This window comes from Flavobacterium glucosi (genome assembly GCF_048286535.1).
Classification (GTDB): Bacteria; Bacteroidota; Bacteroidia; order Flavobacteriales; family Flavobacteriaceae; genus Flavobacterium.
In genome coordinates this window covers 1-23,484 of the sequence record NZ_JBLVPK010000007.1, presented here as the reverse complement: position 1 = coordinate 23,484, position 23,484 = coordinate 1, and the positions used below count along the sequence as shown (strand labels likewise).

The 23,484-nt window shown below is 33.0% G+C and carries 23 protein-coding genes, 1 tRNA gene and 1 pseudogene; 19 read left to right on the top strand and 6 right to left on the bottom strand.

What is annotated here, in order from left to right; genetic code table 11:
- Nucleotides 1-159: 159 nt before the first annotated feature.
- The 12 genes from ACNQGD_RS12635 to ACNQGD_RS12580 all read left to right on the top strand — a co-directional run bounded on the left by ACNQGD_RS12635 (nt 160) and on the right by ACNQGD_RS12580 (nt 13,383).
- Nucleotides 160-933 carry a Rossmann-like and DUF2520 domain-containing protein gene (locus tag ACNQGD_RS12635; protein ID WP_417999537.1) on the top strand — a complete coding sequence of 258 codons (774 nt, stop codon included), beginning with the start codon at nt 160-162 and terminating at the stop codon, nt 931-933.
- Nucleotides 917-1,444 carry a KdsC family phosphatase gene (locus tag ACNQGD_RS12630; RefSeq protein WP_417999536.1) on the top strand — a complete coding sequence of 176 codons (528 nt, stop codon included), beginning with the start codon at nt 917-919 and terminating at the stop codon, nt 1,442-1,444. The genes ACNQGD_RS12635 and ACNQGD_RS12630 overlap by 17 nt, the downstream gene beginning before the upstream one ends.
- A gap of 178 nt (nt 1,445-1,622) precedes the next feature.
- Nucleotides 1,623-2,543, top strand: a complete 921-nt coding sequence (locus ACNQGD_RS12625) for a geranylgeranylglycerol-phosphate geranylgeranyltransferase (protein WP_417999535.1) — start codon at nt 1,623-1,625, stop codon at nt 2,541-2,543.
- Nucleotides 2,536-3,120, top strand: coding sequence for a Maf-like protein (locus ACNQGD_RS12620; protein ID WP_417999534.1), 585 nt, complete (start codon nt 2,536-2,538; stop codon nt 3,118-3,120). Before ACNQGD_RS12625 ends, ACNQGD_RS12620 begins: the two co-directional genes overlap by 8 nt.
- Nucleotides 3,121-3,127: 7 nt before the next feature.
- Nucleotides 3,128-3,664, top strand: coding sequence for a mechanosensitive ion channel domain-containing protein (locus ACNQGD_RS12615; RefSeq protein ID WP_417994571.1), 537 nt, complete (start codon nt 3,128-3,130; stop codon nt 3,662-3,664).
- A 190-nt stretch (nt 3,665-3,854) separates the two neighbouring features.
- Entirely contained in the window at nt 3,855-5,054 is a 1,200-nt protein-coding gene (locus ACNQGD_RS12610; RefSeq protein ID WP_417994570.1) for an AI-2E family transporter, read from the top strand.
- 111 nt (nt 5,055-5,165) lie between these two features.
- Nucleotides 5,166-6,986 carry a hypothetical protein gene (locus ACNQGD_RS12605; RefSeq protein WP_417999533.1) on the top strand — a complete coding sequence of 607 codons (1,821 nt, stop codon included), beginning with the start codon at nt 5,166-5,168 and terminating at the stop codon, nt 6,984-6,986.
- Nucleotides 6,987-7,176: 190 nt separating this feature from the next.
- On the top strand, nt 7,177-7,494 hold the full coding sequence (locus tag ACNQGD_RS12600) for a hypothetical protein (RefSeq protein WP_099715266.1): 318 nt from the start codon (nt 7,177-7,179) through the stop codon (nt 7,492-7,494).
- Between the two features lie 178 nt (nt 7,495-7,672).
- The gene (locus ACNQGD_RS12595; protein ID WP_417994568.1) at nt 7,673-8,146 is read left to right on the top strand and encodes a hypothetical protein; all 474 of its coding nucleotides are present in this window, start codon (nt 7,673-7,675) and stop codon (nt 8,144-8,146) included.
- 175 nt (nt 8,147-8,321) lie between these two features.
- The gene (locus ACNQGD_RS12590; RefSeq protein WP_417994327.1) at nt 8,322-8,864 is read left to right on the top strand and encodes a hypothetical protein; all 543 of its coding nucleotides are present in this window, start codon (nt 8,322-8,324) and stop codon (nt 8,862-8,864) included.
- A gap of 140 nt (nt 8,865-9,004) precedes the next feature.
- Nucleotides 9,005-11,536, top strand: a complete 2,532-nt coding sequence (locus tag ACNQGD_RS12585; protein ID WP_417999532.1) for a PIG-L family deacetylase — start codon at nt 9,005-9,007, stop codon at nt 11,534-11,536.
- Between the two features lie 122 nt (nt 11,537-11,658).
- A complete protein-coding gene (locus ACNQGD_RS12580) occupies nt 11,659-13,383 on the top strand; it encodes a sodium:solute symporter family protein (RefSeq protein WP_417999531.1) in 1,725 nt (574 codons plus the stop codon).
- 284 nt (nt 13,384-13,667) lie between these two features.
- Here ACNQGD_RS12580 and ACNQGD_RS12575 read toward each other — a convergent pair whose 3' ends face one another.
- The 5 genes from ACNQGD_RS12575 to ACNQGD_RS12555 form a co-directional block, all read right to left on the bottom strand.
- Nucleotides 13,668-14,513: a DUF2911 domain-containing protein gene (locus ACNQGD_RS12575; protein ID WP_417999530.1), complete on the bottom strand. Its 846-nt coding sequence runs from the start codon at nt 14,511-14,513 to the stop codon at nt 13,668-13,670.
- A gap of 51 nt (nt 14,514-14,564) precedes the next feature.
- On the bottom strand, nt 14,565-15,239 hold the full coding sequence (locus tag ACNQGD_RS12570; protein ID WP_417994331.1) for an HAD family hydrolase: 675 nt from the start codon (nt 15,237-15,239) through the stop codon (nt 14,565-14,567).
- Between the two features lie 74 nt (nt 15,240-15,313).
- Nucleotides 15,314-16,027, bottom strand: coding sequence for a tRNA threonylcarbamoyladenosine dehydratase (locus ACNQGD_RS12565; protein ID WP_417994332.1), 714 nt, complete (start codon nt 16,025-16,027; stop codon nt 15,314-15,316).
- 79 nt (nt 16,028-16,106) lie between these two features.
- Nucleotides 16,107-16,760 (bottom strand): TatD family hydrolase, encoded by a 654-nt coding sequence (locus ACNQGD_RS12560; RefSeq protein ID WP_417999529.1) that lies wholly within the window; start codon nt 16,758-16,760, stop codon nt 16,107-16,109.
- Nucleotides 16,760-17,362 (bottom strand): DUF1684 domain-containing protein, encoded by a 603-nt coding sequence (locus ACNQGD_RS12555; protein WP_417999528.1) that lies wholly within the window; start codon nt 17,360-17,362, stop codon nt 16,760-16,762. The genes ACNQGD_RS12560 and ACNQGD_RS12555 overlap by 1 nt, the downstream gene beginning before the upstream one ends.
- Nucleotides 17,363-17,458: 96 nt before the next feature.
- On the opposite strand from ACNQGD_RS12555, the gene ACNQGD_RS12550 reads away from it, so the two are divergent.
- From ACNQGD_RS12550 to ACNQGD_RS12535, 4 genes are all read left to right on the top strand, one after another.
- A complete protein-coding gene (locus tag ACNQGD_RS12550) occupies nt 17,459-18,676 on the top strand; it encodes an MDR family MFS transporter (protein WP_417999527.1) in 1,218 nt (405 codons plus the stop codon).
- A 272-nt stretch (nt 18,677-18,948) separates the two neighbouring features.
- Nucleotides 18,949-19,317, top strand: a complete 369-nt coding sequence (locus ACNQGD_RS12545) for a BlaI/MecI/CopY family transcriptional regulator (protein WP_099715255.1) — start codon at nt 18,949-18,951, stop codon at nt 19,315-19,317.
- 43 nt (nt 19,318-19,360) lie between these two features.
- Nucleotides 19,361-21,217, top strand: a complete 1,857-nt coding sequence (locus tag ACNQGD_RS12540; protein ID WP_417999526.1) for a M56 family metallopeptidase — start codon at nt 19,361-19,363, stop codon at nt 21,215-21,217.
- Nucleotides 21,218-21,483: 266 nt separating this feature from the next.
- On the top strand, nt 21,484-21,624 hold the full coding sequence (locus tag ACNQGD_RS12535; protein WP_417997790.1) for an SsrA-binding protein: 141 nt from the start codon (nt 21,484-21,486) through the stop codon (nt 21,622-21,624).
- Nucleotides 21,625-21,645: 21 nt separating this feature from the next.
- On the opposite strand, the pseudogene ACNQGD_RS12530 reads toward ACNQGD_RS12535, so the two are convergent.
- Nucleotides 21,646-22,023, bottom strand: a pseudogene (locus ACNQGD_RS12530) (adenine phosphoribosyltransferase); the annotation flags it as partial.
- Nucleotides 22,024-22,093: 70 nt separating this feature from the next.
- On the opposite strand from ACNQGD_RS12530, the gene ACNQGD_RS12525 reads away from it, so the two are divergent.
- The 3 genes from ACNQGD_RS12525 to ACNQGD_RS12515 all read left to right on the top strand — a co-directional run bounded on the left by ACNQGD_RS12525 (nt 22,094) and on the right by ACNQGD_RS12515 (nt 23,198).
- Nucleotides 22,094-22,167: transfer RNA gene (locus ACNQGD_RS12525), tRNA-Arg, on the top strand.
- A gap of 178 nt (nt 22,168-22,345) precedes the next feature.
- Nucleotides 22,346-22,672: a hypothetical protein gene (locus ACNQGD_RS12520; protein WP_417999525.1), complete on the top strand. Its 327-nt coding sequence runs from the start codon at nt 22,346-22,348 to the stop codon at nt 22,670-22,672.
- A gap of 118 nt (nt 22,673-22,790) precedes the next feature.
- Entirely contained in the window at nt 22,791-23,198 is a 408-nt protein-coding gene (locus tag ACNQGD_RS12515; protein ID WP_417999524.1) for an EamA family transporter, read from the top strand.
- Nucleotides 23,199-23,484 lie beyond the last annotated feature (286 nt).

Genomic DNA, 23,484 nt, shown 5'->3' with positions numbered 1-23,484 from the left:
TTAAAAATGTTGACTTCTATATTCGCACATTTGTTAATTTAATCCAAAATTAAGAGGTTTCGCTTTCTGGAATAATAGTATATTTTAATTGAAGTTAGGGTTTGTTTGCCAATTAAAAATTGAATAAAACTCTTAATATTTTTTTGCTAATTTTGTCACATGACTAAAGTTATTATTATTGGTTCTGGAAATGTAGCACAACATCTGATTGCGGCATTTCAAAATTCCCAAAATTTGGGAAGTGAAATCGAGTTGGTTCAAGTTTTTTCGAGACACGTAGGAAGCGTCTCTCACCTACTCGATTTAAGTCAAATTACAAATGATTTAGATACTTTGGCTGAAGCGGACTTATATATCATTGCCGTTTCCGATGATGCTGTTGCCAGCATATCTTCGCAACTTCCTTTCAAAAATCGCTTGGTAGTTCATACCTCCGGAAGTGTTCCTTTGAACGTTTTAGATGATAATAATCGAAAAGGAGTTTTCTATCCATTACAGACTTTCACTAAAAACAAGCCGGTTGATTTCAGAACAATTCCAATATGTTTAGAAAGTGAAAATGCAACCGATTATCAATTATTGGATAAAGTGGCCAAATCAATTTCTGACAAAATATTCGCTATCAACTCGAAACAGCGAAAAGCCTTACATGTTGCGGCCGTTTTTGTCAATAATTTCACGAATCATTTGTACCAAATAGGTCAGGAAATTTGTCAGGAGCATCAGGTTCCTTTTGAAATTTTGAATCCTTTAATTGCCGAAACAGCTCAGAAAATAATGTTACTTTCGCCATCAGAAGCTCAAACTGGTCCGGCTAAACGCAATGATACTGCAACTATCGAAGCGCATGAGGCTTTTTTATCCAATGAAAATCACCTTGAAATTTATAAAACACTAACACAATCTATACAATATAATGGCAAAAAGTTATAAAGAAATAATGAATGATATTACTACGTTTATATTTGACGTAGACGGCGTACTTACTGACAGTTCTGTTTTTGTAACCAATGAAGGGGAAATTCTTCGGACCATGAATATTCGTGATGGTTACGCCATGAAAGCCGCGGTAGAAAGCGGATATAACGTTTGTATAATTTCGGGAGGAAGCAATGAAGGGGTGCGCGTTAGATTACGAAATCTTGGCATTACAGATATCCATTTAGGCATACCAAACAAAGTAGAAACATTTGATGAATATACTGATGTTTACAATATCGATCCAGAACACGTTTTGTACATGGGCGATGATATTCCTGATTATCACGTGATGAAATTAGTGGGATTACCGGCTTGTCCTCAAGATGCGAGCCCTGAAATTAAAGCTATTTCCAGATATATTTCACACAAAAACGGAGGAAAAGGAGCTGCTCGTGATGTTATTGAACAAGTGATGAAAGCGCAAGGGAAATGGATGACACATTTTGACGGAAAACACGATTGATTAGTATTCAGTGGTCAGTTTTTAGTAATCAGTTGCAATGATTATTAAAAAGTAATTAATTTCTGTTTTTTCTGAACACTGAATTTTACATGAACCATAATTCCGAAGCGTCGGGACTGACTACTGAATACAATATCCTTCAATCTGAACACTAAAAACTGAACACTGAACACTAAATATGAAGTTCCTAAAACTAATCCGATACCAGAACCTACTCTTGCTTGCTTTTATGCAGCTTATTTTCCGGTATGTTTTTTTTAACTTTCAGAACATTCCTTTGGCATTAGCCGATTGGCAATATGGATTATTGGTTTTATCAACCATTTTAATCGCTGCGGGAGGGTATGTTATTAATAATATTTTTGATCAAAATACGGATACTATCAACAAACCAAACAACGTAATTGTAGGCAAAACCATCTCTGAAACCAATGCCTATAATCTATACATTGGGCTTACTGTTACTGGTGTGGCAATTGGCTTTTATTTGTCAAATGTTATAGTAAAACCTGGTTTTGCTTCTATTTTTATTCTAATTGCTGCTACGCTTTATTTGTATGCGACAAGCCTGAAACAAATGATGGTTATTGGTAATATTATTGTGGCATTGTTGCTTTCTTTTAGTGTGATAATCATTGGAATTTTTGATTTATTCCCAACGGTTCATGAAGGGAATCAACAACAAATGGGAGTTCTTTTTTCTATTCTTTTAGATTACGCATTATTTACTTTCTTTCTTAATTTTATGAGGGAAATAATTAAAGATATTGAAGATGTTGATGGTGATTGCAACCAAGGAATGAATACTTTGCCAATTGCAATAGGCAAATCGAGAACTGCAAAAATAGTTTTTGCATTGAGTTTTACCCCTATTGTTTTTATGCTTTATTACATCAATAAATACCTACTTGAGTTGGTATTTACAACGGTATATTTATTGCTGTTTGTTGTGGGACCATTGCTTTATTTTACCGTAAAAATTTGGACTGCAAAATCTAAAAAAGAGTTCCATACACTGAGCCAGCTGTTAAAATGGGTCTTGTTATTTGGAATTCTATCTGTTATTATTATTAGTTTAAATATAAAATACAATGCTTAAAAATAAATTAAAAAAGTACACTTTAATTCTGGCTTCGGGTTCACCAAGACGCCAGCAATTCTTCAAGGATTTAGACTTGGATTTTGAAATTCGATTGAAAGAAATTGAAGAAATTTATCCTCCAGAATTGAAAGCGGAAGAAATAACTAATTATCTAGCTGTTTTGAAAGCCAGTGCTTTTGAAGGAGAATTAAAAGTAAATGAAATTCTGGTAACCAGCGACACCATCGTTTGGCATAACAATACGGCTTTGGGTAAACCAAAAGATGAGCAAGATGCTTTTGAAATACTGAAATCATTATCAAATACCACGCATGAAGTAATCACTTCCGTTTGTTTTAAAACCACTGAAAAAACAGATGTATTGCATGAAATTACTAAAGTTACTTTCAACGAGTTAAGCGACGAATCGATTCGCTATTATTTAGAAAATTACAAACCTTATGATAAAGCCGGCGCTTATGGGATTCAGGAATGGATTGGTTTTACAGGTGTTACAAAAATTCAGGGTTCGTATGCCAATGTCATGGGAATGCCTACAGATAAAGTGTATGAATATTTAAGTAAATTAGATTAATTACATTATGGATATAGCTTTTTTTCAAGAATACATAAGAGAACTAATTGCAACTGGAATTTTGGGGATTTTGCTGATTTTATTTCGGATCCTTTCAACAAAACTGGTACGACGCTACGCAAAATCAAATCAAAATCTGGAGCATAGAACCAATTTAGTGATTAAATACATTCACTTATTTATCAATATTTTGGTAATTATTGCTTTAATAATAATTTGGGGTGTTCAGACCAAAGATATTTTTATTGCACTTTCTTCTATCACAACCGTTGTGGGTGTTGCTATGTTTGCCCAATGGTCTATTTTGAGCAACATTACATCAGGTGTTATTTTATTTTTTTCCTTTCCGTTTAAAATAGGTGACGTCATAAAAATCCATGATAAAGATTTTCCTATTGAAGCAGAGATTGAGGATATTGGTGCTTTTCATGTGTATCTGAAAACCATTGACGGAGAAAAAATTATTTATCCTAATAACCTGCTTTTGCAAAAAGGGATTTCAATACTGAAAGACCATTTTGATGATAAAGAATTCATGGATTAATTATAATTTTATAAAAAAAATAATTATCAATTCCTTTTATTATGCAAATCAATTCATTAAAAGTGATAATCTTACAACTATTGATGAGAAATATATAATACTTTAATTTCTATAATTTTTCATATTTGTCAATTAGAAATCCTGCGATTCAAAATTGAATTGTAAATTCGTTATTTAAAAATAAGAGAATATGAATGACATCTTAAAATTTCCGTTTTACGCCAAACTAACCTTGGTTTTATTAGGTTTAATAGCTCTTACTTTTATTTTTTATATTGGTCAGGATATTTTGGTTCCAATAATGATGTCGTTTTTATTTGCTATTTTATTGTATCCTATCGTTCAGTTTTTTAAATCAAAACTCTATTTTCCGCATGTTTTGGCGGTGATGTTGGCAGTGCTTTTATTTGTATTGATTTTCATTGGACTTTTTGTTTTTCTGTCTTTTCAAATTAGTGATTTTGCAGCTGATTTTGATAAAATTGAGAGAAACATCAACATTCATCTCCGTAACATTCAAGGATTTGTCAGGGACAATTTTCATTTAAGTTCTTGGGAACAGAAACAATATATTGATACCGCTACTGAGGATTCCATGGAAAAAGGAAAAGAATTGATTGGTACTACTTTAATGTCGTTTACGGATACTTTAATAAATTTGACATTAATACCTATTTATACTTTTTTAATCCTTTTGTACAGAACTCATTTTTTACTGTTTTTATCCAAGTTATTCAAAAAAGAGAATCATGTACAGTTAAAAGATATATTAACCAATATTAGGGTAGCCATCAACAGTTACATCGTGGGTTTAATTATTGAAATGATTTTAGTCTCTACAATGACAACCCTTGGATTTATGCTCATTGGTGTAAAATATGCTGTTTTGCTGGGAATTATCACTGGAATCTTAAACCTGATTCCTTACATAGGAATACTTTTTGCAGGAGTGCTCAGTATTGTGGCTTCACTTACAGGTTCTCCGGATTTATCGATAATTGTTGGGGTAATCGTCATTACCATAATTGTTCAGTTAATTGACAATAACATTTTAGTTCCTTTGATTGTAAGTTCCAAAGTAGAAATAAACGCATTCGTATCAATTATTGGAATTATTATAGGTGGCGCAATTGCTGAAATTTCCGGTATGTTTTTAGCGCTTCCTATCCTGGCAGTCCTTAAAGTAATTTTTGACAGAGTTGAATTTTTAGAACCTTGGGGATATCTGATGGGAGATCATTTACCAAAAACATATACCTGGCGTAATATTAAATTACCGTTGTTTGATTCTGAATCAAAACCAAAAAAAATAGTTATCAAAACGGATATCGTAGTTCCCGTATTTACTGAAACTACAACTGAAAATGATACCAATAAAACCAATGAATAGTTTCTAAAATAGTATCTTCGACTATTCAAATTCTAAATTTTGTTAATTCGAACTAATCTAAAAGATTTTTCTTTTTGTATCGTTAGCGATGTTTAAAATTATTTTTTTATCATGTTTAAAAAACAAAGACTGGTTTTAATTATTTTGATCTTCAGCTGCTATCAAATTTCTTTTTCTCAAGTAGACAAAAAGAGAAAGGATTCTTCGGAAGTGTATAAACAAATCCAGAATTATTCCAAGAAAAATAAATTCACAAAACTCCTTCATAAAGTGGTTTTCAGACCTGTTAATGTCAAAGCCAAAAAGAACAAAGTGGTCCCCAAAAAATTTAAAAATTTTGAAGGAAAAATTATTAGAAACATCAATATTGTTACTTTAGACCCATTTGGGTATTCAGAAATTGACACTACAAAAAAAGCTAGAAATTGGGCTGAGCGAACCGGAAATAGAATTCACATAAAAACAAACAGGCTTGCCATCAGGAATTTATTGCTTATCAAAAAAAATAAACCTTTAGATTCCTTATTAGTAAAAGAATCTGAACGTTTAATACGAACACAGAGATATATCAGCCGTGTTGATGTAACACCGCAATTAATAGAGAACAATAAAGATTCTGTAGATATCTACATTCGGGTTTTAGATTCCTGGAGTATTATTCCAAAGGGATCTATATCAAGCTCTGGAAGCAGTTTTGAACTAAATGATCGCAATATTCTAGGTTCTGGTCATGAATTCAATACTGAATTCAGAAATAGATTCAGTGATGGGAAAAATGCTTATGGCGTGGCGTACAGTGTTCCCAACTTCAAAAATACATTCATTAAAACTACTGTAAATTACCGTATTGATTTAGATGATTATTATGGTAAAAGTATAAAAATTGAACGCCTGTTTTATTCTCCAGTTACAAAATGGGCCGGAGGGATCTATTTAGACAAACAGTTTAGGAAAGATACACTTCCTGATAGAAATGCTGCATTTGCTTACCAAAATTTTAAATACAATTCACACGATTTATGGTTTGGTCGTGCATTTAGAATTTTTAAAAGTAATACGGAGAGTGGCAGAACTACAAATTTTATAGTTGCCGGTCGGTTTTTGAATGTAAAATACTTGGAGAGTCCTGTACTTGAATATGATCCTGATGATTTTTATTCTGATGAAAAATTTTCTCTCCTAGGAATTGGTATCACTTCCCGTAAGTTCGTTCAGGATAGTTATATTTTCAAGAATGGAATTATAGAAGATGTACCCATTGGAAAAATATTTGGAATAACTTCGGGCTATCAACATAAGAACAATCAAGGGCGTTACTATTTAGGAGCGAGGGCAGCTTTTGGAAATTTTTACAAATGGGGATTTCTAAGTGCTAATTTTGAGTTGGGTACTTTTTTTGAAAAATCAAATACGAAACAGAATGCTTTTTCTTTTCAGGCTAATTACTTTACTAATTTGATGAGTATTGGAAAATGGAAATTGCGACAGTTTATTAAACCACAACTAATTATTGGTTCCAATCGCGTAAATATCATTGGCGATCAGCTTAATATTAACGAAAATTACGGTATTCAAGGATTTAATAGTGCTGATTATGGAACCGAAAAAGCGATCCTTACTCTGCAAACTCAAGCTTATGCACCTTGGAATCTTTGGGGATTTCGATTAAACCCCTATTTTAATTACTCGGTTGCTATGCTGGGAAATCCAGAGAAAGGATTATTAGAGAATAAAGCATATTCTAAAATTGGGATTGGATTAATAATAAATAATGATTTTTTAGTATTTAGCGCTTTCCAAATTTCACTTTCGTACTACCCATCAATACCGGGTAATGGTGAAAATATTTTTAAAACAAACTCCTTTGAAACTACTGATTTTGGGTTTCAGGATTTTGAATTTGGCAAGCCACGAACAGTTATTTTCAAATAACAAATATGAATTCAGTCCGAACCACTTGGAACAAAATCAATTTAAAACTCTAATTTCAAAAACATTACAATACCACTAATAATCCGGTAGTGTAAATTATATAATTTAATAATATAATTATATAAGATTACATCTGTTAATATTGCTTACATTTATATTGTATTAAATTAATAACTAAAACCAAAAAGAAATGAAAAAAGTTACCTTTTATTTAATGATGATGGTATTATCATTAAGTGTTGTTCCAACTCAAATGTTAGCCGCAGAAAAAAACCCAACTTCGGTTTCAAACAACCCAAAAGAAGTTCCTGCAGAAGTTAAAGTATTGCTGAATCGTCTAGACGAAATAAAAGCAATGGATAAATCCTCTTTGAATTCTTCAGAGAAAAAAGAGCTACGTAAAGAAGTACGTGCCATCAAAGCAGAATTAAAATCTACAGGAAATGGTGTTTATTTATCTGTAGGTGCAATTATAATAGTTATCCTTTTATTGATCCTTTTATTGTAAATAAATTTATAACTGTAGAAAAAGGAAACGAACATTCGTTTCCTTTTTTTATGAAGTAAAAATAACACGAGTAAATGTTAATTATTTGACATTGGCACAATTGTTGAATTTACCATAAAATGAAATGAAATAGTACCTGAAAATCACTAGCTATTAATTACTAATTAAAATTTGAAAAATGAAAACATTAAAATTAATCATCGCAGGAATTATACTTTTTGCATCCTCTAATACGATGCAAGCACAAGTTTCAGTAAACGTAAATATAGGCAGCCCTCCAGCTTGGGGTCCCTCTGGTTATTCCGCTGTAGATTATTATTATTTACCGGATATTCAAGCTTATTATGATATTAGAGCCACGCAGTTTATTTATTTTGGTGGAGGAAAATGGATTCGTTCAAGAAACCTGCCCAATCAATACCGAAACTATAACTTATACAATGGTTATAAAGTAGTCTTAAACGATTACCATGGTTCAAGACCATATAGCAACTATAATAATCATAAAGTAAAATATTACAAAGGATATAAAGGAAAACCTCAAAAATCAATAGGTTCCAATCGCGGTAATGACAACAAAGCATATAAAAGTAATGGAAATGGTAACAAAGGTGGAAAAGGGAATAATGGCCATGGAAACGGAAAACATTAGTACTGATTTCATATAATTTATAAAGAGAGTCTCAGCAATGAGACTCTCTTTATTTTAGCGCATTAACTCTTAATTAAATGTTACCTTTTTTGTTTTGGCACAGTTGTTGAAATTATTCAAAAAGCATCGTGATAACGAGCTATTATAAAAATTATCATTAATTAAATATTAAAAAATGAGAACATTAAAATTAATCGCCATAGGAATAATACTTTTTGCATCAAGTACAATACATGCACAAGTCTCAGTAAGTTTGAACATCGGTACTGCTCCATCTTGGGGACCTGTGGGGTATGCAGAGGCAGAATATTATTATTTACCGGATGTAGAAGCTTATTATGACGTAAGATCCACACAATTCATTTATTTTGGTGGAGGAAGATGGATACGATCCAGATACCTACCAAATCAATATAGAAACTATGATTTATATGGTGGATATAAAGTAGTCTTAAACGATTATCATGGTTCAAGACCTTATAGTAATTTTAAGAATCATAAAGTAAAGTATTACAGAGGATATCACGGAAGAGAACAAAGAAATATTGGACATAACAATAACCGTAGAGTATATGTAAACGAAAGAGGGAATGATGATCGTAGAAGATATGATAATGATGACCGCAGAGAATATAAAAAACATGATAACAGAAATAACGGAAATGGACATAAAAATGGAAACGGACGTGGAAAAGGAAACGGACATGATAGAGATTAATCATCCGTTTATTTAAAAAAGAGAGAGAGAACTAAAATTAGTTTTCTCTCTCTTTTTTATTATTAAAGAAATTCAAAAACATTTCAGAAAAAATTATTTAATTCCTACATTTGAAGTTACTGCAAATTAAATTTAAAAAAATGCAAATAAAATACGGATCATCTATTCTAATATTTCTTTTATGTTGCCAAATAACAATTGCGCAACAACCCCAAAAACCAAATTCTGTTGAAATTTACAATCAAATTCAAAAGCTCAATTTTTTAGGTTCTGTACTTTATATTGCAGCGCATCCTGATGATGAAAACACCCGATTAATTTCTTATTTGTCCAATGAACAAAAAGCAAGAACAGGCTATTTATCCTTGACACGTGGGGATGGTGGCCAAAACTTAATTGGTACACAATTACGGGAATTATTGGGAGTGATACGAACACAAGAACTTATCGAAGCCCGAAAAATTGACGGAGGAGAACAGTTTTTTTCCCGTGCCAATGATTTTGGATTTTCTAAAAATCCAACAGAAACATTAGCGATTTGGGATAAAGAAAAAGTATTGGCAGATGTTATTTGGGCCATCCGAAAATTTCAACCCGATGTAATTATCAACCGATTTGATCATCGCTCTCCAGGAAGTACACACGGCCATCATACTGCATCGGCAATGTTGAGTGTAGAAAGCTTTGAACTGGCTAACAATCCAACTATTTTTCCCGAACAATTACTATATGTAAAACCTTGGCAAACCAAGCGACAGTTTTTTAATACTTCTTGGTGGTTTTATGGAACTATCGAAAAATTTAATGCCGCTGATAAAAAGAATTTAATTGCAGTAGAAACTGGCGTGTATTATGCCGGAATAGGAAAATCAAATCAAGAAATAGCAGCATTAAGCCGCAGCCGTCATCAATCACAAGGTTTTGGAAGTACGGGCGCGCGGGGTGAAGAAACAGAATATTTAGAGTTTATTAATGGAGATGTTTTAAAAGAAAAAAAATCTCTTTTTGAAGGAATTGATACTTCTTGGAACCGAGTAAAAGGAGGAAAATCCATAGGAGAATTATTGACAACCATTGCAGCTGACTACAACCACAATAATCCTGCAGCAAGTATTCCAAATTTGGCGAAAGCCTACTCCATGATGAAAGCTTTGGACGAAAATCATTGGGTACCACTGAAATCCGAAGCCATAAAAGAAATTATAGCGGCTTGTTCCGGCTTGTATCTCGAAGCTGTTGCCCAAAATCAAGAAGCGACTCCCGGAAGTACAATAAAATTGAAACTCGAAGCCATTAACAGAAGCTCAGCACCCATACAATTATTGAGTGTGACCGCTTTACCCAATCAAATTACTACACCTCAAAATAGGGATTTAAAAAATAATATTCTAAATAACATCAATTTAGATTTAAAATTACCGGAATCTATTAACTACACACAACCGTATTGGTTAAAAGAAAATGGAACCGTTGGAATGTATGCCGTAAATGAGCAACAAAACATAGGGATTCCAGATATTATTCGGGAAACTAAAGTGGTATTCAACGTTCAAATCAACGGAATAGAAATCCCCTTTGAGCGAACTGTTGTTTATAAATATAATGATGATGTAAAAGGCGAAGTGTATAATTATCTGGATATCGTTCCGGAAGTTACCACATCCATTTTGGACAAAGTACTGCTTTTTAAAGATACCAAAATTAAATACGTAGGTGTAAAAATTAAAGCGGGAAAAGATGCCGTAAAAGGAAATTTACAGCTTGAACTGCCTAAAAATTGGAGTGTTTCTCCAAAATCAATTCCTTTTAACATTCAAAAAAAGGGAACCGAGCAAGTGGTCTATTTTGAAGTAACTGCGCCAAATAAATCGGATGAAGCTGTAGCCAAAAGTGTGGCGATAATTGATAATAAACGATATGACAAAGAACAAATCATCATTGATTATGACCACATCACCAAGCAGCAAGTTTTAAAATCGGCTGAAGCCAAATGCATCAAAACGGATTTAAAAACGAATGAAGAGAGAATTGCATATATCATGGGTGCCGGAGATGAAGTTCCAAGCAGCTTGACCCAATTAGGGTACACCGTTACACTGCTTAAACCCGAAGAAATAACACCTGAAAAATTAGAAAATTTTGATGTAGTCATGACTGGTGTTCGTGCTTATAATACCGTTGCAGCATTGGCAAATAAGCAAAACATTCTTTTTGATTTTGTAAAAGGTGGAAAAACAATGCTTGTTCAGTACAATACTCCCGGTGATCTTGTAACCGAAAATATTGCACCTTATCCATTAAAATTGTCGCGTGACCGTGTGACAGAAGAAGATGCAGAAGTTCAGTTTTTAGCACCAAACCATCCCGTTTTGAATTTCCCAAACAAAATCACCGTCAAAGATTTTCAAGGTTGGAAACAAGAACAAGGATTGTATTACCCAAGTGAATACGACAAAGCCTTCACTCCTATTCTATCTTCCAATGATAAAGGAGAAACACCAAAAAATGGTGCTTTGCTAATTGCTCCTTACGGAAAAGGGAATTATATTTATACGGGCTTAAGCTTTTTTAGAGAATTACCTGAAGGCGTTACTGGTGCCTATAAATTAATTTCCAATATCATTTCGTTGCAATCATCTGAAAAAATTCCTGTTCAAAAAATCAAGCCCTAACACAATCTAAAATGGAAACAAAAAAAATAAAAACCTGGAAGAAGAACTATACCTGGGTGCTTGTAGCCAATGCTATTTATATCTTGATCTTTTGTCTCATCATGAAATTATACGCTTAAATTATGCAATTATTTGATTGGATTATACTCATAGTTACTTTACTTTTTATCGTAATTTACGGTGCTTGGAAAACAAAAGGAAGTAAAAATGTGGAGGACTTTATCCTGGGTAGCAATGAAACACCTTGGCACATTGTTGGACTTTCTGTTATGGCAACACAAGCCAGTGCAATTACGTTCCTTTCCACTCCAGGACAGGCTTATCATGACGGAATGGGTTTTGTGCAATTCTACTTTGGATTGCCTATTGCCATGGTAGTAATCTGTGTCACCTTTATCCCTTTGTATCACAAATACAAAGTGTACACGGCTTATGAATACCTGGAAAAAAGATTTGATTTAAAAACCCGTTCCCTTGCAGCCATTCTTTTCTTGTTCCAAAGAGGTTTAGGAACCGGATTAACCATTTATGCGCCAGCGATTATTTTGTCGGCAATATTGGGTTGGAATCTTACCTACATGAATATTATTATTGGTGTATTAGTTATTATTTACACCTTTTCGGGCGGAACCAAAGCAGTCAATGTAACTCAAAAACAGCAAATGTTTGTGATTATGTCCGGAATGTTAACCACCTTTTTTCTCATATTACATTATTTACCAAATGATATGACTTTCTCTAGTGCGTTGCATATTGCTGGTGCAAATGACAAAATGGATATTGTCAATTTCTCTTTAGATCCAGAAGAAAAATATACATTTTGGAGCGGAATCACGGGTGGTTTTTTCTTAGCATTAGCTTATTTTGGAACGGATCAATCTCAGGTAGGACGCTATTTATCAGGAAAATCCGTTCGGGAAAGTCAAATGGGACTGATTATGAATGGTCTTTTAAAAGTACCGATGCAGTTTTTCATTTTACTTACCGGAGTTATGGTTTTTGTTTTTTTTCAATTCAATCCTGTTCCGTTAAATTTTAATCCAAACAATAAAGCCATGATTGAAAAATCGGCTTACAAAGGGGAGTACAATGCTTTGGAAAAAAAATTAGACGATTTATCCGAAGATAAAAAAGTAATTAATCTATTGTACATTGATCAGCTCAATCAAGATTATGACAATCCAATCCTTCGCAAAGAATTAGTGGCTTTGTCCAATAAAGAAAAAGACTTAAGAGATCGAGCCAAAGAAATAATCCTTAAAGCCGATAGCAACAGTGAAACCAACGATAAAGATTATGTATTTTTTCACTTTATCCTTAATTATTTACCCAAAGGACTTATCGGTTTATTGCTGGCTGTTATCATTTCAGCCGCCATGTCCTCTACCGCTTCGGGATTGAATGCATTGGCATCTACTACAGCAATTGATATTTATAAACGCAATCTGAAAGAAGAAAAATCAGAAAAACATTATCTCTATGCCACAAAATTCTTTACATTATTATGGGGAGTAATCGCAATATTATTTGCGTGTATTGGAACGCTGTTTGAAAATTTAATTCAATTGGTAAACATTATTGGATCTATATTTTATGGTACTGTATTGGGAATTTTCCTCGTTGGTTTTTACATCCACAAGGTGCAATCTAAAGCTATTTTTTACAGCGCCGTAGTAAGTCAGATTACTATTTTTATAATTTATTATTATGCCATATATATCTTCCCGAGTGGTGAAGAAAAACTGGGCTATTTATGGCTAAATTTCATTGGAGCGATGTTAACGATTGTTATTTCTTTACTACTGCAATGGACTATTTTTAGGAAACAGAAAGCAATTACAGCCTAAGTAAAAGTCGTTTTACTCTTTTATTGCAGGATGAATGTGTTTTAATTTATAAACCGCAGATTCGCAGATTATCAATATAAAATCTGTGAATCTGCGGTTCTTTTTTATGACTTCTGCCTATTCTGTATATGAGCTATCTTGAGAGGATTCTTCCTTCGTCGGAAAAAATAATACTATGGATATTTATGTTTTATATTTAAAACATAATTTCTTATTTTACAAAAAAATCCCGTCTTGATTTAATTTATCAAGACGGGATTTTTTACATAAAACAGGTAGAAAATTTAGTTCTTACTCCATTCTGCGATACTGTCTTTATTCATTTTTACGTAATCTTGGTTTTTAGCAATTTCAGCCGCTGCAAGAGATAATTTAGCTGTTTCGATAGCGCCTTTTTTATCTCCAAGTTTAGCTTGAATCAATGACTTCAATCGGTTAAACCAAAACGGTTTGTCTTTAGACATATCCAACGCTTTGTTTACATAAACCAATGCTTTTGCATTGTCACCATTCGATTGAAACAAAAATTGAGCAGCAGAAAAATAATCTGCGGCAGTTGGTCCCGCTAATGCTTTCTCGATATTAGCAGTTGCTTTTTGTTGTGTAGGCACTTCAAATTTTAGAGCTGCATACGAGTTCTCCCAAGACATTTCTAAAAACGCAAAGTTGTTATCTAAACCACTAATTCCAATAGTAAATGTTTCGACACGTCTATTCATTGTTTCTGGTTTAACTGTAGCTCTTAGTGCCACGTTTTCTTCTTTCCACTCTTCTGGATTTCCCCAGTTATCAGTAGTTTTATAAAATATTATTTCCCAACTTTCTATTTTTGGAATAGTATACAATGAATATTTTCCTTTTTTCAAGGTTTTTCCATCAATCACAACGTCATCACTAAAAGATATGGTTGTATTTTCATTTGCTCCAGTTCTCCATACTTTTCCAAAAGGGATTAAATTACCAAAAACGGCTCTTCCTCTTGCACTTGGTCTTGAATAATTAATCTCTACATCTGTCAAACCTACGGCTTGTATAATCGTAGATTTTGGACTTGACTGAGGAGTTTTCACTTGTGCCTCAATGGTAAAATTTGCTATAATAATGGCAAATACAATGATTATTTTTTTCATTTTTTAAATTTTTATGATTTCCAAATTTACAAATTCAGTGGCATTCAAATGTTAATTATTCCTTAATTTAGAATCAATGTTCTTAACGGCATTATAATCTAATTCGTTAAAATCATTAATCACAACATCAGCTTCCGATAAATCTTGTGCCTCAGAGTGAAGACTGTTGTAACCCACGCATAAAATTCCGGCAGCTTTTGCCGCTTTTATTCCGTTCGTGCTGTCTTCAATTACAATACAGCTTTCTTTTGGTGCAACGGATAAACTTGCGGCATGTTCAAAAATAGCTGGATGTGGTTTCGATTTAGGAAAATCTTCACCGCTTACCACATGTGTAAAATAGTCGTGTAACTTAAACCTGCTAAACACACGTTCAATAGTAACTTTGGATGCCGAAGAAGCCAGAATCAATTGCATACCATTTTGATGTAATTCTTTAATAAGATTTTCAACACCTTGCAATAATTCTAAATCAGCTTTACTGTCAAAAGCATCATTAAAGATATTCCTTTTTCGTTGAATTAAATCCTCTACTTCGTGTTCTATCACGAAAATTTCTTTTAATTTCTGAAACGTATTTCGAGTAGAAAAACCAGTAAATGAAGTATACATTTCCTCCGTAACAGTAATATTTAATTCCTTGAATTGTTTGAAATAAGCATAACGGTGCACAGGTTCAGTATCGACAATTACACCATCCATGTCAAAAATTACGGTTTGTATCATTTTTTTTTAGATTTTTTAGATTTTAAGACTTCTCAGATTTTTAGAACTGAATACTAAAAACTGAACACTGAACACTATTTTTTAAGTAAATAGCGAATCACGGTTTCTGCGGCATACAAACCAAATAATCCTGGCATGTAACTATTGGTTCCGTAAAATGATTTTTTGAAATTGGATCCATCAGTCATTTTTAAACTCGTTTCGTCCTGAATTTCAGAAGAAAAAACCACTTTCAATTTATCAATTTTCACTTCTTTTAATCGTCTTCGGATGGTTTTGGCAAAGAAGCAATTCACAGTATTCGTAATATCCGTAACTTTTACCTTTGAAGCTTCCATTTTTCCGCCGGCGCCCATGCTGCTGATAATTTTTACTCTTTTTCGCTTGGCGCCAATAATCAAATTCAACTTAGGAGTTACACTGTCTATGCAATCCAAAACATAATCAAATTCCTCCGAAACAATTTCGAAAGCACGCTCCGGCGAAAGAAATTCCTGTACACGAGTCAATTTCAATTCTGGATTTATGTCCATTAATCGATCCCCAACAACAGTCACTTTAAATTGTCCCACAGTCGAATGCAAAGCGGGTAATTGTCGGTTTATATTGGTAATATCAACTACATCACCATCTACAATAGTCATGGTTCCCACTCCTGCTCTTACCAGAAATTCAGCCGCAAAAGATCCAACACCGCCCAATCCAACGACCAATACGTTTGCATTTTTCAAATTATCTAAACCTTCTTTTTTGAATAAAAGTTCGGCTCTTTCTGTCCATTCTGCCATTTTCTTTAGTTTATTGTTTATAGTTTGTTGCTCTCAAAAATCTGAAATCAACAATCGTTACTCTACATTCTTAAATCAATTATAGTTCAATCTTGAATACTTCCAAAAAATTACTATTCACTATTTCCTGTAATTCATTGACTGAAATTCCTTTATATTTTGCAGCCAATTCATAAACTGCCTCTATTCCTTCATCCATCGTATCTGTTTCCAGAAAAAATCGATTATTGGGTACGCTTTTAAAAACAGTTTCTAGTTCCTTATTGAGCAATAAATACTTTCCAAACGAAATATAACATCCATTGTCCAGTAATTGTTTAGCAACTTGAGTATTTTTGGAAAATCCATGAATCAACATTGGTACTGAAATATTCATTTTTTTCTTAATTGCAACCAATTCCTGAAAAGCCGCGACACAATGTATTACTACTGGTTTTTGATATTGCTGTGCCAAAAGCAATTGTTTTTCGAAAACCATTTGTTGCAATTCCATGTGAATATCGATGCGTTTGTCTAATCCACATTCGCCAACAGCGAGACAATTTGCCTCTTGCAATTTACTTTCGATTACCGCCAAATCAGTTTCTATTCGCTCTTCAACGATAAACCACGGATGAATTCCGATGGAATAATACGGAATTGTGGCATCAAATTCCTGTGGATATTGATTCACTAATTCCAACACATTATGCTGATTAGTCCATTTATGCGTATGCAGATTAAAGAATTCCATTAGTCGTGAAACTTTTTAACCCCAGCTTTTATCTCGATATTCAAATCATTTTCCAACGGGACTTTTGGACAGGAATATTTAGGATTATAAGCGCAAAACGGATTGTATGCTGTATTGAAATCAATCAAAATCGTATTTCCTTTTGGAATCCTTAAATCGATGTATTTCCCGCCAATGTAACTTTCCTTTCCAGAAGTCAAATCTGAAAACGGCAGAAATAAATAGTCTTTATATTCCTTCTTTTTCGAAAGCTCAATATTTTTATAGGCATTCAATTTAAAATTCCGTCCATTAATTGTAAAAGAAAGTTCGCCATATTTTACGTACAATGGTTTTCTATCGGTTGACGTTTTCATTTCAAAAGGCTTCTCTTTTTTGGTTCTCACAAATTTCGCTGAAACAAAAAACTTCCCGTCAATAGGATAAAAATCAAGCGTTTTGAATTCTGCTAAATCTTCTACTGTCAAAGGACTTGTCTTTGCATCCGCATATTCTGTATTTAATTCCTTTTGAAATTTGGCCACAGCTGAAACGTCAAATTTGTCTTGGCCACAGCCAAAATAGAATTGCAATAAAAGAATGAAAGTAGATAGTGTTTTCATGTTTCTATTTTTATGCAAAAATAGTTTAAAAGTTACTAGGACACAAAGACGCATCGGTACAAAGTTTTCTACCTTTGTAAAATTATAACTTTATATATGCTCAAAACTGCTTTTCAACGCTACATAAATAATTTCAGAGGATTTACAAGAGAAGTTTGGATTCTTACACTGATTACTTTCATCAATCGTGCCGGGACGATGGTTTTGCCTTTTTTATCCAAATATTTGAAAGAAGATTTAAGTTTTTCCTATGCTCAAGTAGGATGGATTATGGTATCTTTTGGTTTTGGTTCTATGCTGGGATCATGGCTTGGCGGTAAATTATCCGACAAAATCGGGTTTTATAAAATTATGGTGTTCAGTTTATTTACCAGCGGAATTCTACTTTTTTTCGTACAATATATACGAACTTTTTGGGGATTGTGTTTTGCAATGTTCTTCATTATGACCGTTGCAGATATGTTTCGTCCCGCCATGTTTGTATCGCTGGGAACGTATGCAAAACCTGAAAATCGCACCAGAGCATTGACTTTAGTTAGATTAGCGGTAAATTTAGGGTTTACTGCAGGGCCCGCTTTGGGAGGTTTAATCATTATGAATTTAGGTTACAGCGGATTATTCTGGGTAGATGGAAGTTCCTGTATTGTATCTATTTTGATTTTCACCTTATTGGTAAAAGAACGCAAAAAACCAGCTGATTTGAATACGGCAGATAGCGAAACCGAAATACCTGCTTCTGTTTTCAAAGACAAGATATTCTGGATTTTTCTCTTTATCTGTTTCATAACGGCGATGCTTTTCTTTCAACTTTTTACCACTTTACCCTTGTATCACAATGAAAAATTTGGGCTGACTGAATTTCAAAGTGGACTTTTATTATCCTTAAATGGACTGTTGATTTTCTTTCTGGAAATGCCAATTGTGAGTATCAGTCAAAGAAAAAACATCGATAAACTCAAAATTATACTTTGGGGTTCGTTGCTAATGTCAATCAGTTTCTATGTTTTAATGATTAATGTTTGGGCAGGGATATTAATTGTGAGTATTATATTTATCACTTTTGGAGAAATGTTCATCTTCCCTTTCTCCAATTCATTCGCCTTGAGCCGAGCTCCAAAAGGTCACGAAGGACGCTATATGGCTTTATTTACGATGAGTTTCAGTTTAGCGCACATAGCGAGTTCCAAAACCGGACTGGAAATCATTGCTGCCTTTGGTTACCAAACCAATTGGTTTGTCATGGGAAGCTTAGGAATTCTTTCGGTAGGCGGTTGTATTTGGCTTCAAAAATTAATCCAACAGGAAAACAAATAAGTAAGTCAAAAGTTTAAACGTCGTAAAGTCAAAAGGCGCAATATTGTAAACAGTCGATTAAAATCAATCTGTTGTGCCATTTTGCCTAATTTTTAAACACAACGTAATATAATGGTTGTTACTTAGTTCCTGAATAAACTTGTTTGACTTTGATGTTTTTATGCTAAAATAAATTTGATCTCAGCACTAAACCTGTTTTTTTAGTTAATTAACTATATTTTTAGTTGTGTAACTAAAAATATAGTTGTATTTTTGATTCAAATAAAGAAATCATGCAAAAACTGACAAACAAAGAAGAAGAAATCATGCACATTTTATGGAAGCTCAAAAAAGCATTCGTAAAGGAAGTCATGGCAGAAATCACTGAAGAGCAACCCCATTATAACACGCTTTCTACAATTGTGCGTAATCTGGAAGAAAAAGGCTTTGTATCCCACAATGCCTTTGGGAACACGCACCAATACTATCCTATCGTGAGTTTAGAAGACTATAGAAAACGATTCATGAACACGGCTATCGATAATTATTTCAATAGCTCCTATAAAAATATGGTTTCTCATTTTGCCAAAGAAGAGAAAATTTCTGCAGCCGAATTACGCGAGATTTTAGCAATGATTGAAACTCAAAAAGAAGAAAAATAATCCTTCTTTAAAAAAACAACTCCAGAATAAAATCAAGAATCGTATGGAAGCATTATACATCTACCTTATCAAATCCAGCGGAATAATCGCACTGTTTTATTTGGCTTATTATTTTATGCTGCGTAAAGAAACCTTTTTTACGAGTAATCGTTGGTTTCTCTTATTGGGTTTATTCACTTCTGTTGTTTTGCCGTTAGTCGTTTATACCAAAATAATACTGGTAGCGCCAAGTTCTAAAAATATTGACTGGTCGAGAATTCCTATGACAAATAGTATTGAAAATGACCCTTTTGAGATCAATTGGTATTTAATATCTGGAATTACATACGCAATTGGAATAGTTTTATTTCTGGGAAAATTTGCTTTCGATTTTTATAGTTTGCGTATCGTTTTGAAAGGAAAAACCATTCAAAGTCAAGCCGATTTTAAATTTATAGATACCACTGAGAACGTTGCTCCATTTTCTTATTTTAATACTATCGTTTATAATTCTTCATTATACAGCAGCTCCGAATTAGAGAATATTTTGGAACACGAAAAAGTGCATAGCGATCAAAATCATACCGTTGATGTATTGATTTCAAGACTATTTTGTATTCTTTTTTGGTTCAATCCGTTCATTTGGTTGTACAAAAAGGCGATTTTACAAAATCTGGAATTCATAGCCGATAACGAAGCCACAAAAAAAATATCCGACAAAAAAGCATATCAGTTTACGCTTTTAAAAATAACAACACACGAAAATGGTGTTGCCATTACCAATCATTTTTATCAATCATTAATCAAAAAACGAATCGTTATGTTAAACAAAAATCAATCAAAACAATGGAATTCCTGGAAGTATGTAGTAATAATTCCCGCTTTAGTGGCATTTGTGATGCTTTTCCAAGTAAATGTAATTGCGCAGGAGAAAACAGCTGTCCAAGCAACAACAGAAATCATAGAAGCAAATGAAAAATCAGTTGATGTTTACAAAATAAATAAAAATACTACTGATGAGGAATTAAAAGAAAAATCTAGCAATTTAAAAGATAACTATGCCATAATCGCTACTTTTTCCGGAATTAAAAGAAATTCCAAAAACGAATTAACCGCTATAAAAGTTGATTTGAAAAAGGGAAAAGAAATTGCACAGAAAATGGAAACAAAAGGAACTGAGGCAATAAATGAATTTGGAATTATAGTATCTAAAGACGATAATGGAATGCTTACTGTAAATTTTGGCTCGGATGAAACAATTATCAATCAAAAAAGTATTGTTATTGCTCCAAATGCACCGTCAGTAACTGAAAAAGAAATCTTTATTAATGGAGAAAAAGCAAGTCAAAATGATTTAGATAAATTAGACCCTAATGACATTGAAAGTATGGATGTGATTAAAAATACTAACAATCAAGAAATTCGTATTGTTACAAAAAAATATTCTAAAACACTTAACGAAAATGATATCTATGTCAATGACGAAAAAGTAAGTAAACATGATTTATTACTATTAGATCAAAGTACAATTGAGAGAATGGATGTTGATAAGAATAAAAAAACAATTAGAATTCTTACTAAAAAAAGCATTAAATCTTCAAATGAAAAAGACATTCCAACACCACCAAACCCTCCTGTATTCCCTGGTGGACCAATACCAAACCTACCTGAAATTGATATGTCAAAAATGCCAACTCCACCAGTTCATCCAGTTAATGCAAATGACAAAAAGACGATGATAAAGTTTAAAAAAGAGATGAAGGAATTTGAAGCTAAAATGAAAGTTTTTGAGCCAGATTCCAGTGCTCATGAAAAAGCAATTGAAGACGAAATGGCAAAACGAGCAGTTATATTCGAAAAACAAATGGACGAATATGAAGATGCAATGAAGCGATATAGAGAAACAATAAAAAAAGAATAATTCCATTAAATACAAAAAAGACGTTCCTTATCAGAGGGCACTGAAAAACTACCTATAAATAAAAGGGCTTAAACTTTAAATCAGTTTAAGCCCTTCTCTTTGCTATATTTTCATACTTAAAAGTTTTTAAACTTGATTAAGCGATTCTCAGAGCGTTTATTCCGTTTTTCCATCAAGATTTTGTAGGAATTTTTTCTAGCGGGACTTTTTCAGTGCCCTCTGATAAGGAACGTCTTTTTTTATATCTTTGTTCAAAACAAAACCGTATGTATAAAATCCTGGCACAAATTAACAAAGTCATTTTACCTAGTTTTACCAAACAGCGATTGGATTTGGCGAAAGCCAAGAAATGGCAAATGGCAATAATTGGTTTCAGGTATTACGTAACCACACGTGCGCTGGTTTAATACATAATTGCGGCACCCAATTGTTCCTCCAGTTACTAAAACATCATCAGGAATCAAAATTCGGTCTCCTTTTTGAATCGTATCGGTATGAATTTCTAAAGTATCTATTCCATATTCTAAATCATACGTTGCAGAAATGGTTTCATAAGGCAACTTGTTCGGCTTTCGAACCAGAATAAAACCAACATTCAATTCCTGAGCAATCAACATTCCAAAGAAAAATCCACGACTACTACTCCTATTTCCCTTGTCATTTTTTTTTATCTTTTAAGTATTAAACCAATATCTCAAGGCATTTATACCATGTTTTGTGCTCAATTAGCAACGGAGTTATGTCTTTAAAAAAAATCCTTATTTTAGAAATCCCTGAATATCAAGTATATAATTATTTAGTGGCATATTTTTTTATTTTTTTATAAATTTAGACTTGCAAATTACACAATTATCCTTATATTTGCACCCGCATAAAGGCCTTGTGGCGCAACTGAATAGCGCACTTGATTACGGCTCAAGAGGTTACTGGTTTGAATCCAGTCAAGGTCACAAAACCCCAACAAAAGTTGGGGTTTTTTTATGGTTATATCCCAATATTCTTACTACATTCGAGTTAGTATTGTCAATTAAAAAAGTACCCAAAAAAATAAATACTATTCCTTTTTAGAGGATGGATATGCAATCCAAACCTATAAATAGTAATTTTACAGCATCAATATATAAATCTATGTTATTTTTAATCTTAAGTATTATTTGCAGTGTAACGGTGGGTGTGATATTTAAAGTCGCTCGTAAATATACTATTAGCCACACCCAAATAGTCACTTGGAATTATGTGTTTGCATGTATATTTTGCTATCTGTCATTCAGCCCAAATAGCAATACCGTTGATAGTACAGCACCTTGGTGGCTTTATATAACCATTGGTGTTTTATTACCATCTATATTCCTTTTTTTGGCCACATCCATCAAACACATGGGAATTATAAAAAACCGACGCGGCCCAACGACTCTCGATATTTATTCCTATCCTTGCAGCTTGGTTACTATTTAAAGAAGAATTCAGTACGCTGAAAATTTTAGCTTTTGTATTAGCAATACCAGCACTATTTCTTATTCTCACTAAAAACACTGAAAACACTAAAAACAAATGGGGATATCCAACTGCAGTTTTGATTGGCTTTGGGGTAATAGACATTCTATTCAAACAAATTGCCTCTTATACCAGTTTGCCCTACACGACTTCATTATTTATTATCTTGGCAATAGCAATGACAATAATGATTACTGTGGTTGCTTATGAAGTACTTTTTAAAAAAGTACGATTAAACCTCCAAAACATTCTTTTTGGAGGTTTAGTCGGTATTTTCAACTTTGGAAATATTCTTTTTTACCTTAAAGCACATCAGGAATTTTCAAACAACCCCTCAACCGTTTTTGCCGGTATGAATATGGGAGTCATTATTATAGGCAGTCTTGTGGGTGTTTTAATTTTTAAAGAAAGACTAAGTAAAATGAATCTTCTAGGACTATTTTTAGCTTTAATAGCGATTATTTTGATCGTACGTTCGCAGCTCTAAAAAGCAAAATCTGCAACTGTTTACCTCACTGCACTCACCTTCTTTATATCGACATGCAAGCGATATAAAACTTACCTAGCGTTGAGAATCAATCTTAAATAAATATTGTTTTGGGCTCCTTAGCATTTTATAATACGTACCTAAAAATCACAAAAAAACCATCCCGAATTGAACTGCCCCCAAATAATTAGACATTATCTGGGGGTATTTTTATGGAAAGAAAAGTCAGTTACAATTATGAATTTAAACTTCGCTGTGTAAATGAAGTTTTAAAAAATCGTCAATC

Coding starts and splice junctions, on each gene's coding strand:
- ACNQGD_RS12540 (WP_417999526.1), top strand. CDS start 19,361: ATGGAAGCATTATACATCTACCTTATCAAATCCAGCGGAATAATCGCA.
- ACNQGD_RS12610 (WP_417994570.1), top strand. CDS start 3,855: ATGAATGACATCTTAAAATTTCCGTTTTACGCCAAACTAACCTTGGTT.
- ACNQGD_RS12590 (WP_417994327.1), top strand. CDS start 8,322: ATGAGAACATTAAAATTAATCGCCATAGGAATAATACTTTTTGCATCA.
- ACNQGD_RS12545 (WP_099715255.1), top strand. CDS start 18,949: ATGCAAAAACTGACAAACAAAGAAGAAGAAATCATGCACATTTTATGG.
- ACNQGD_RS12620 (WP_417999534.1), top strand. CDS start 2,536: ATGCTTAAAAATAAATTAAAAAAGTACACTTTAATTCTGGCTTCGGGT.
- ACNQGD_RS12560 (WP_417999529.1), bottom strand. CDS start 16,760: ATGGAATTCTTTAATCTGCATACGCATAAATGGACTAATCAGCATAAT.
- ACNQGD_RS12615 (WP_417994571.1), top strand. CDS start 3,128: ATGGATATAGCTTTTTTTCAAGAATACATAAGAGAACTAATTGCAACT.
- ACNQGD_RS12605 (WP_417999533.1), top strand. CDS start 5,166: ATGTTTAAAAAACAAAGACTGGTTTTAATTATTTTGATCTTCAGCTGC.
- ACNQGD_RS12535 (WP_417997790.1), top strand. CDS start 21,484: ATGTATAAAATCCTGGCACAAATTAACAAAGTCATTTTACCTAGTTTT.
- ACNQGD_RS12595 (WP_417994568.1), top strand. CDS start 7,673: ATGAAAACATTAAAATTAATCATCGCAGGAATTATACTTTTTGCATCC.
- ACNQGD_RS12600 (WP_099715266.1), top strand. CDS start 7,177: ATGAAAAAAGTTACCTTTTATTTAATGATGATGGTATTATCATTAAGT.
- ACNQGD_RS12555 (WP_417999528.1), bottom strand. CDS start 17,362: ATGAAAACACTATCTACTTTCATTCTTTTATTGCAATTCTATTTTGGC.
- ACNQGD_RS12565 (WP_417994332.1), bottom strand. CDS start 16,027: ATGGCAGAATGGACAGAAAGAGCCGAACTTTTATTCAAAAAAGAAGGT.
- ACNQGD_RS12570 (WP_417994331.1), bottom strand. CDS start 15,239: ATGATACAAACCGTAATTTTTGACATGGATGGTGTAATTGTCGATACT.
- ACNQGD_RS12520 (WP_417999525.1), top strand. CDS start 22,346: ATGTTATTTTTAATCTTAAGTATTATTTGCAGTGTAACGGTGGGTGTG.
- ACNQGD_RS12550 (WP_417999527.1), top strand. CDS start 17,459: ATGCTCAAAACTGCTTTTCAACGCTACATAAATAATTTCAGAGGATTT.
- ACNQGD_RS12625 (WP_417999535.1), top strand. CDS start 1,623: ATGAAGTTCCTAAAACTAATCCGATACCAGAACCTACTCTTGCTTGCT.
- ACNQGD_RS12585 (WP_417999532.1), top strand. CDS start 9,005: ATGCAAATAAAATACGGATCATCTATTCTAATATTTCTTTTATGTTGC.
- ACNQGD_RS12630 (WP_417999536.1), top strand. CDS start 917: ATGGCAAAAAGTTATAAAGAAATAATGAATGATATTACTACGTTTATA.
- ACNQGD_RS12580 (WP_417999531.1), top strand. CDS start 11,659: ATGCAATTATTTGATTGGATTATACTCATAGTTACTTTACTTTTTATC.
- ACNQGD_RS12635 (WP_417999537.1), top strand. CDS start 160: ATGACTAAAGTTATTATTATTGGTTCTGGAAATGTAGCACAACATCTG.
- ACNQGD_RS12575 (WP_417999530.1), bottom strand. CDS start 14,513: ATGAAAAAAATAATCATTGTATTTGCCATTATTATAGCAAATTTTACC.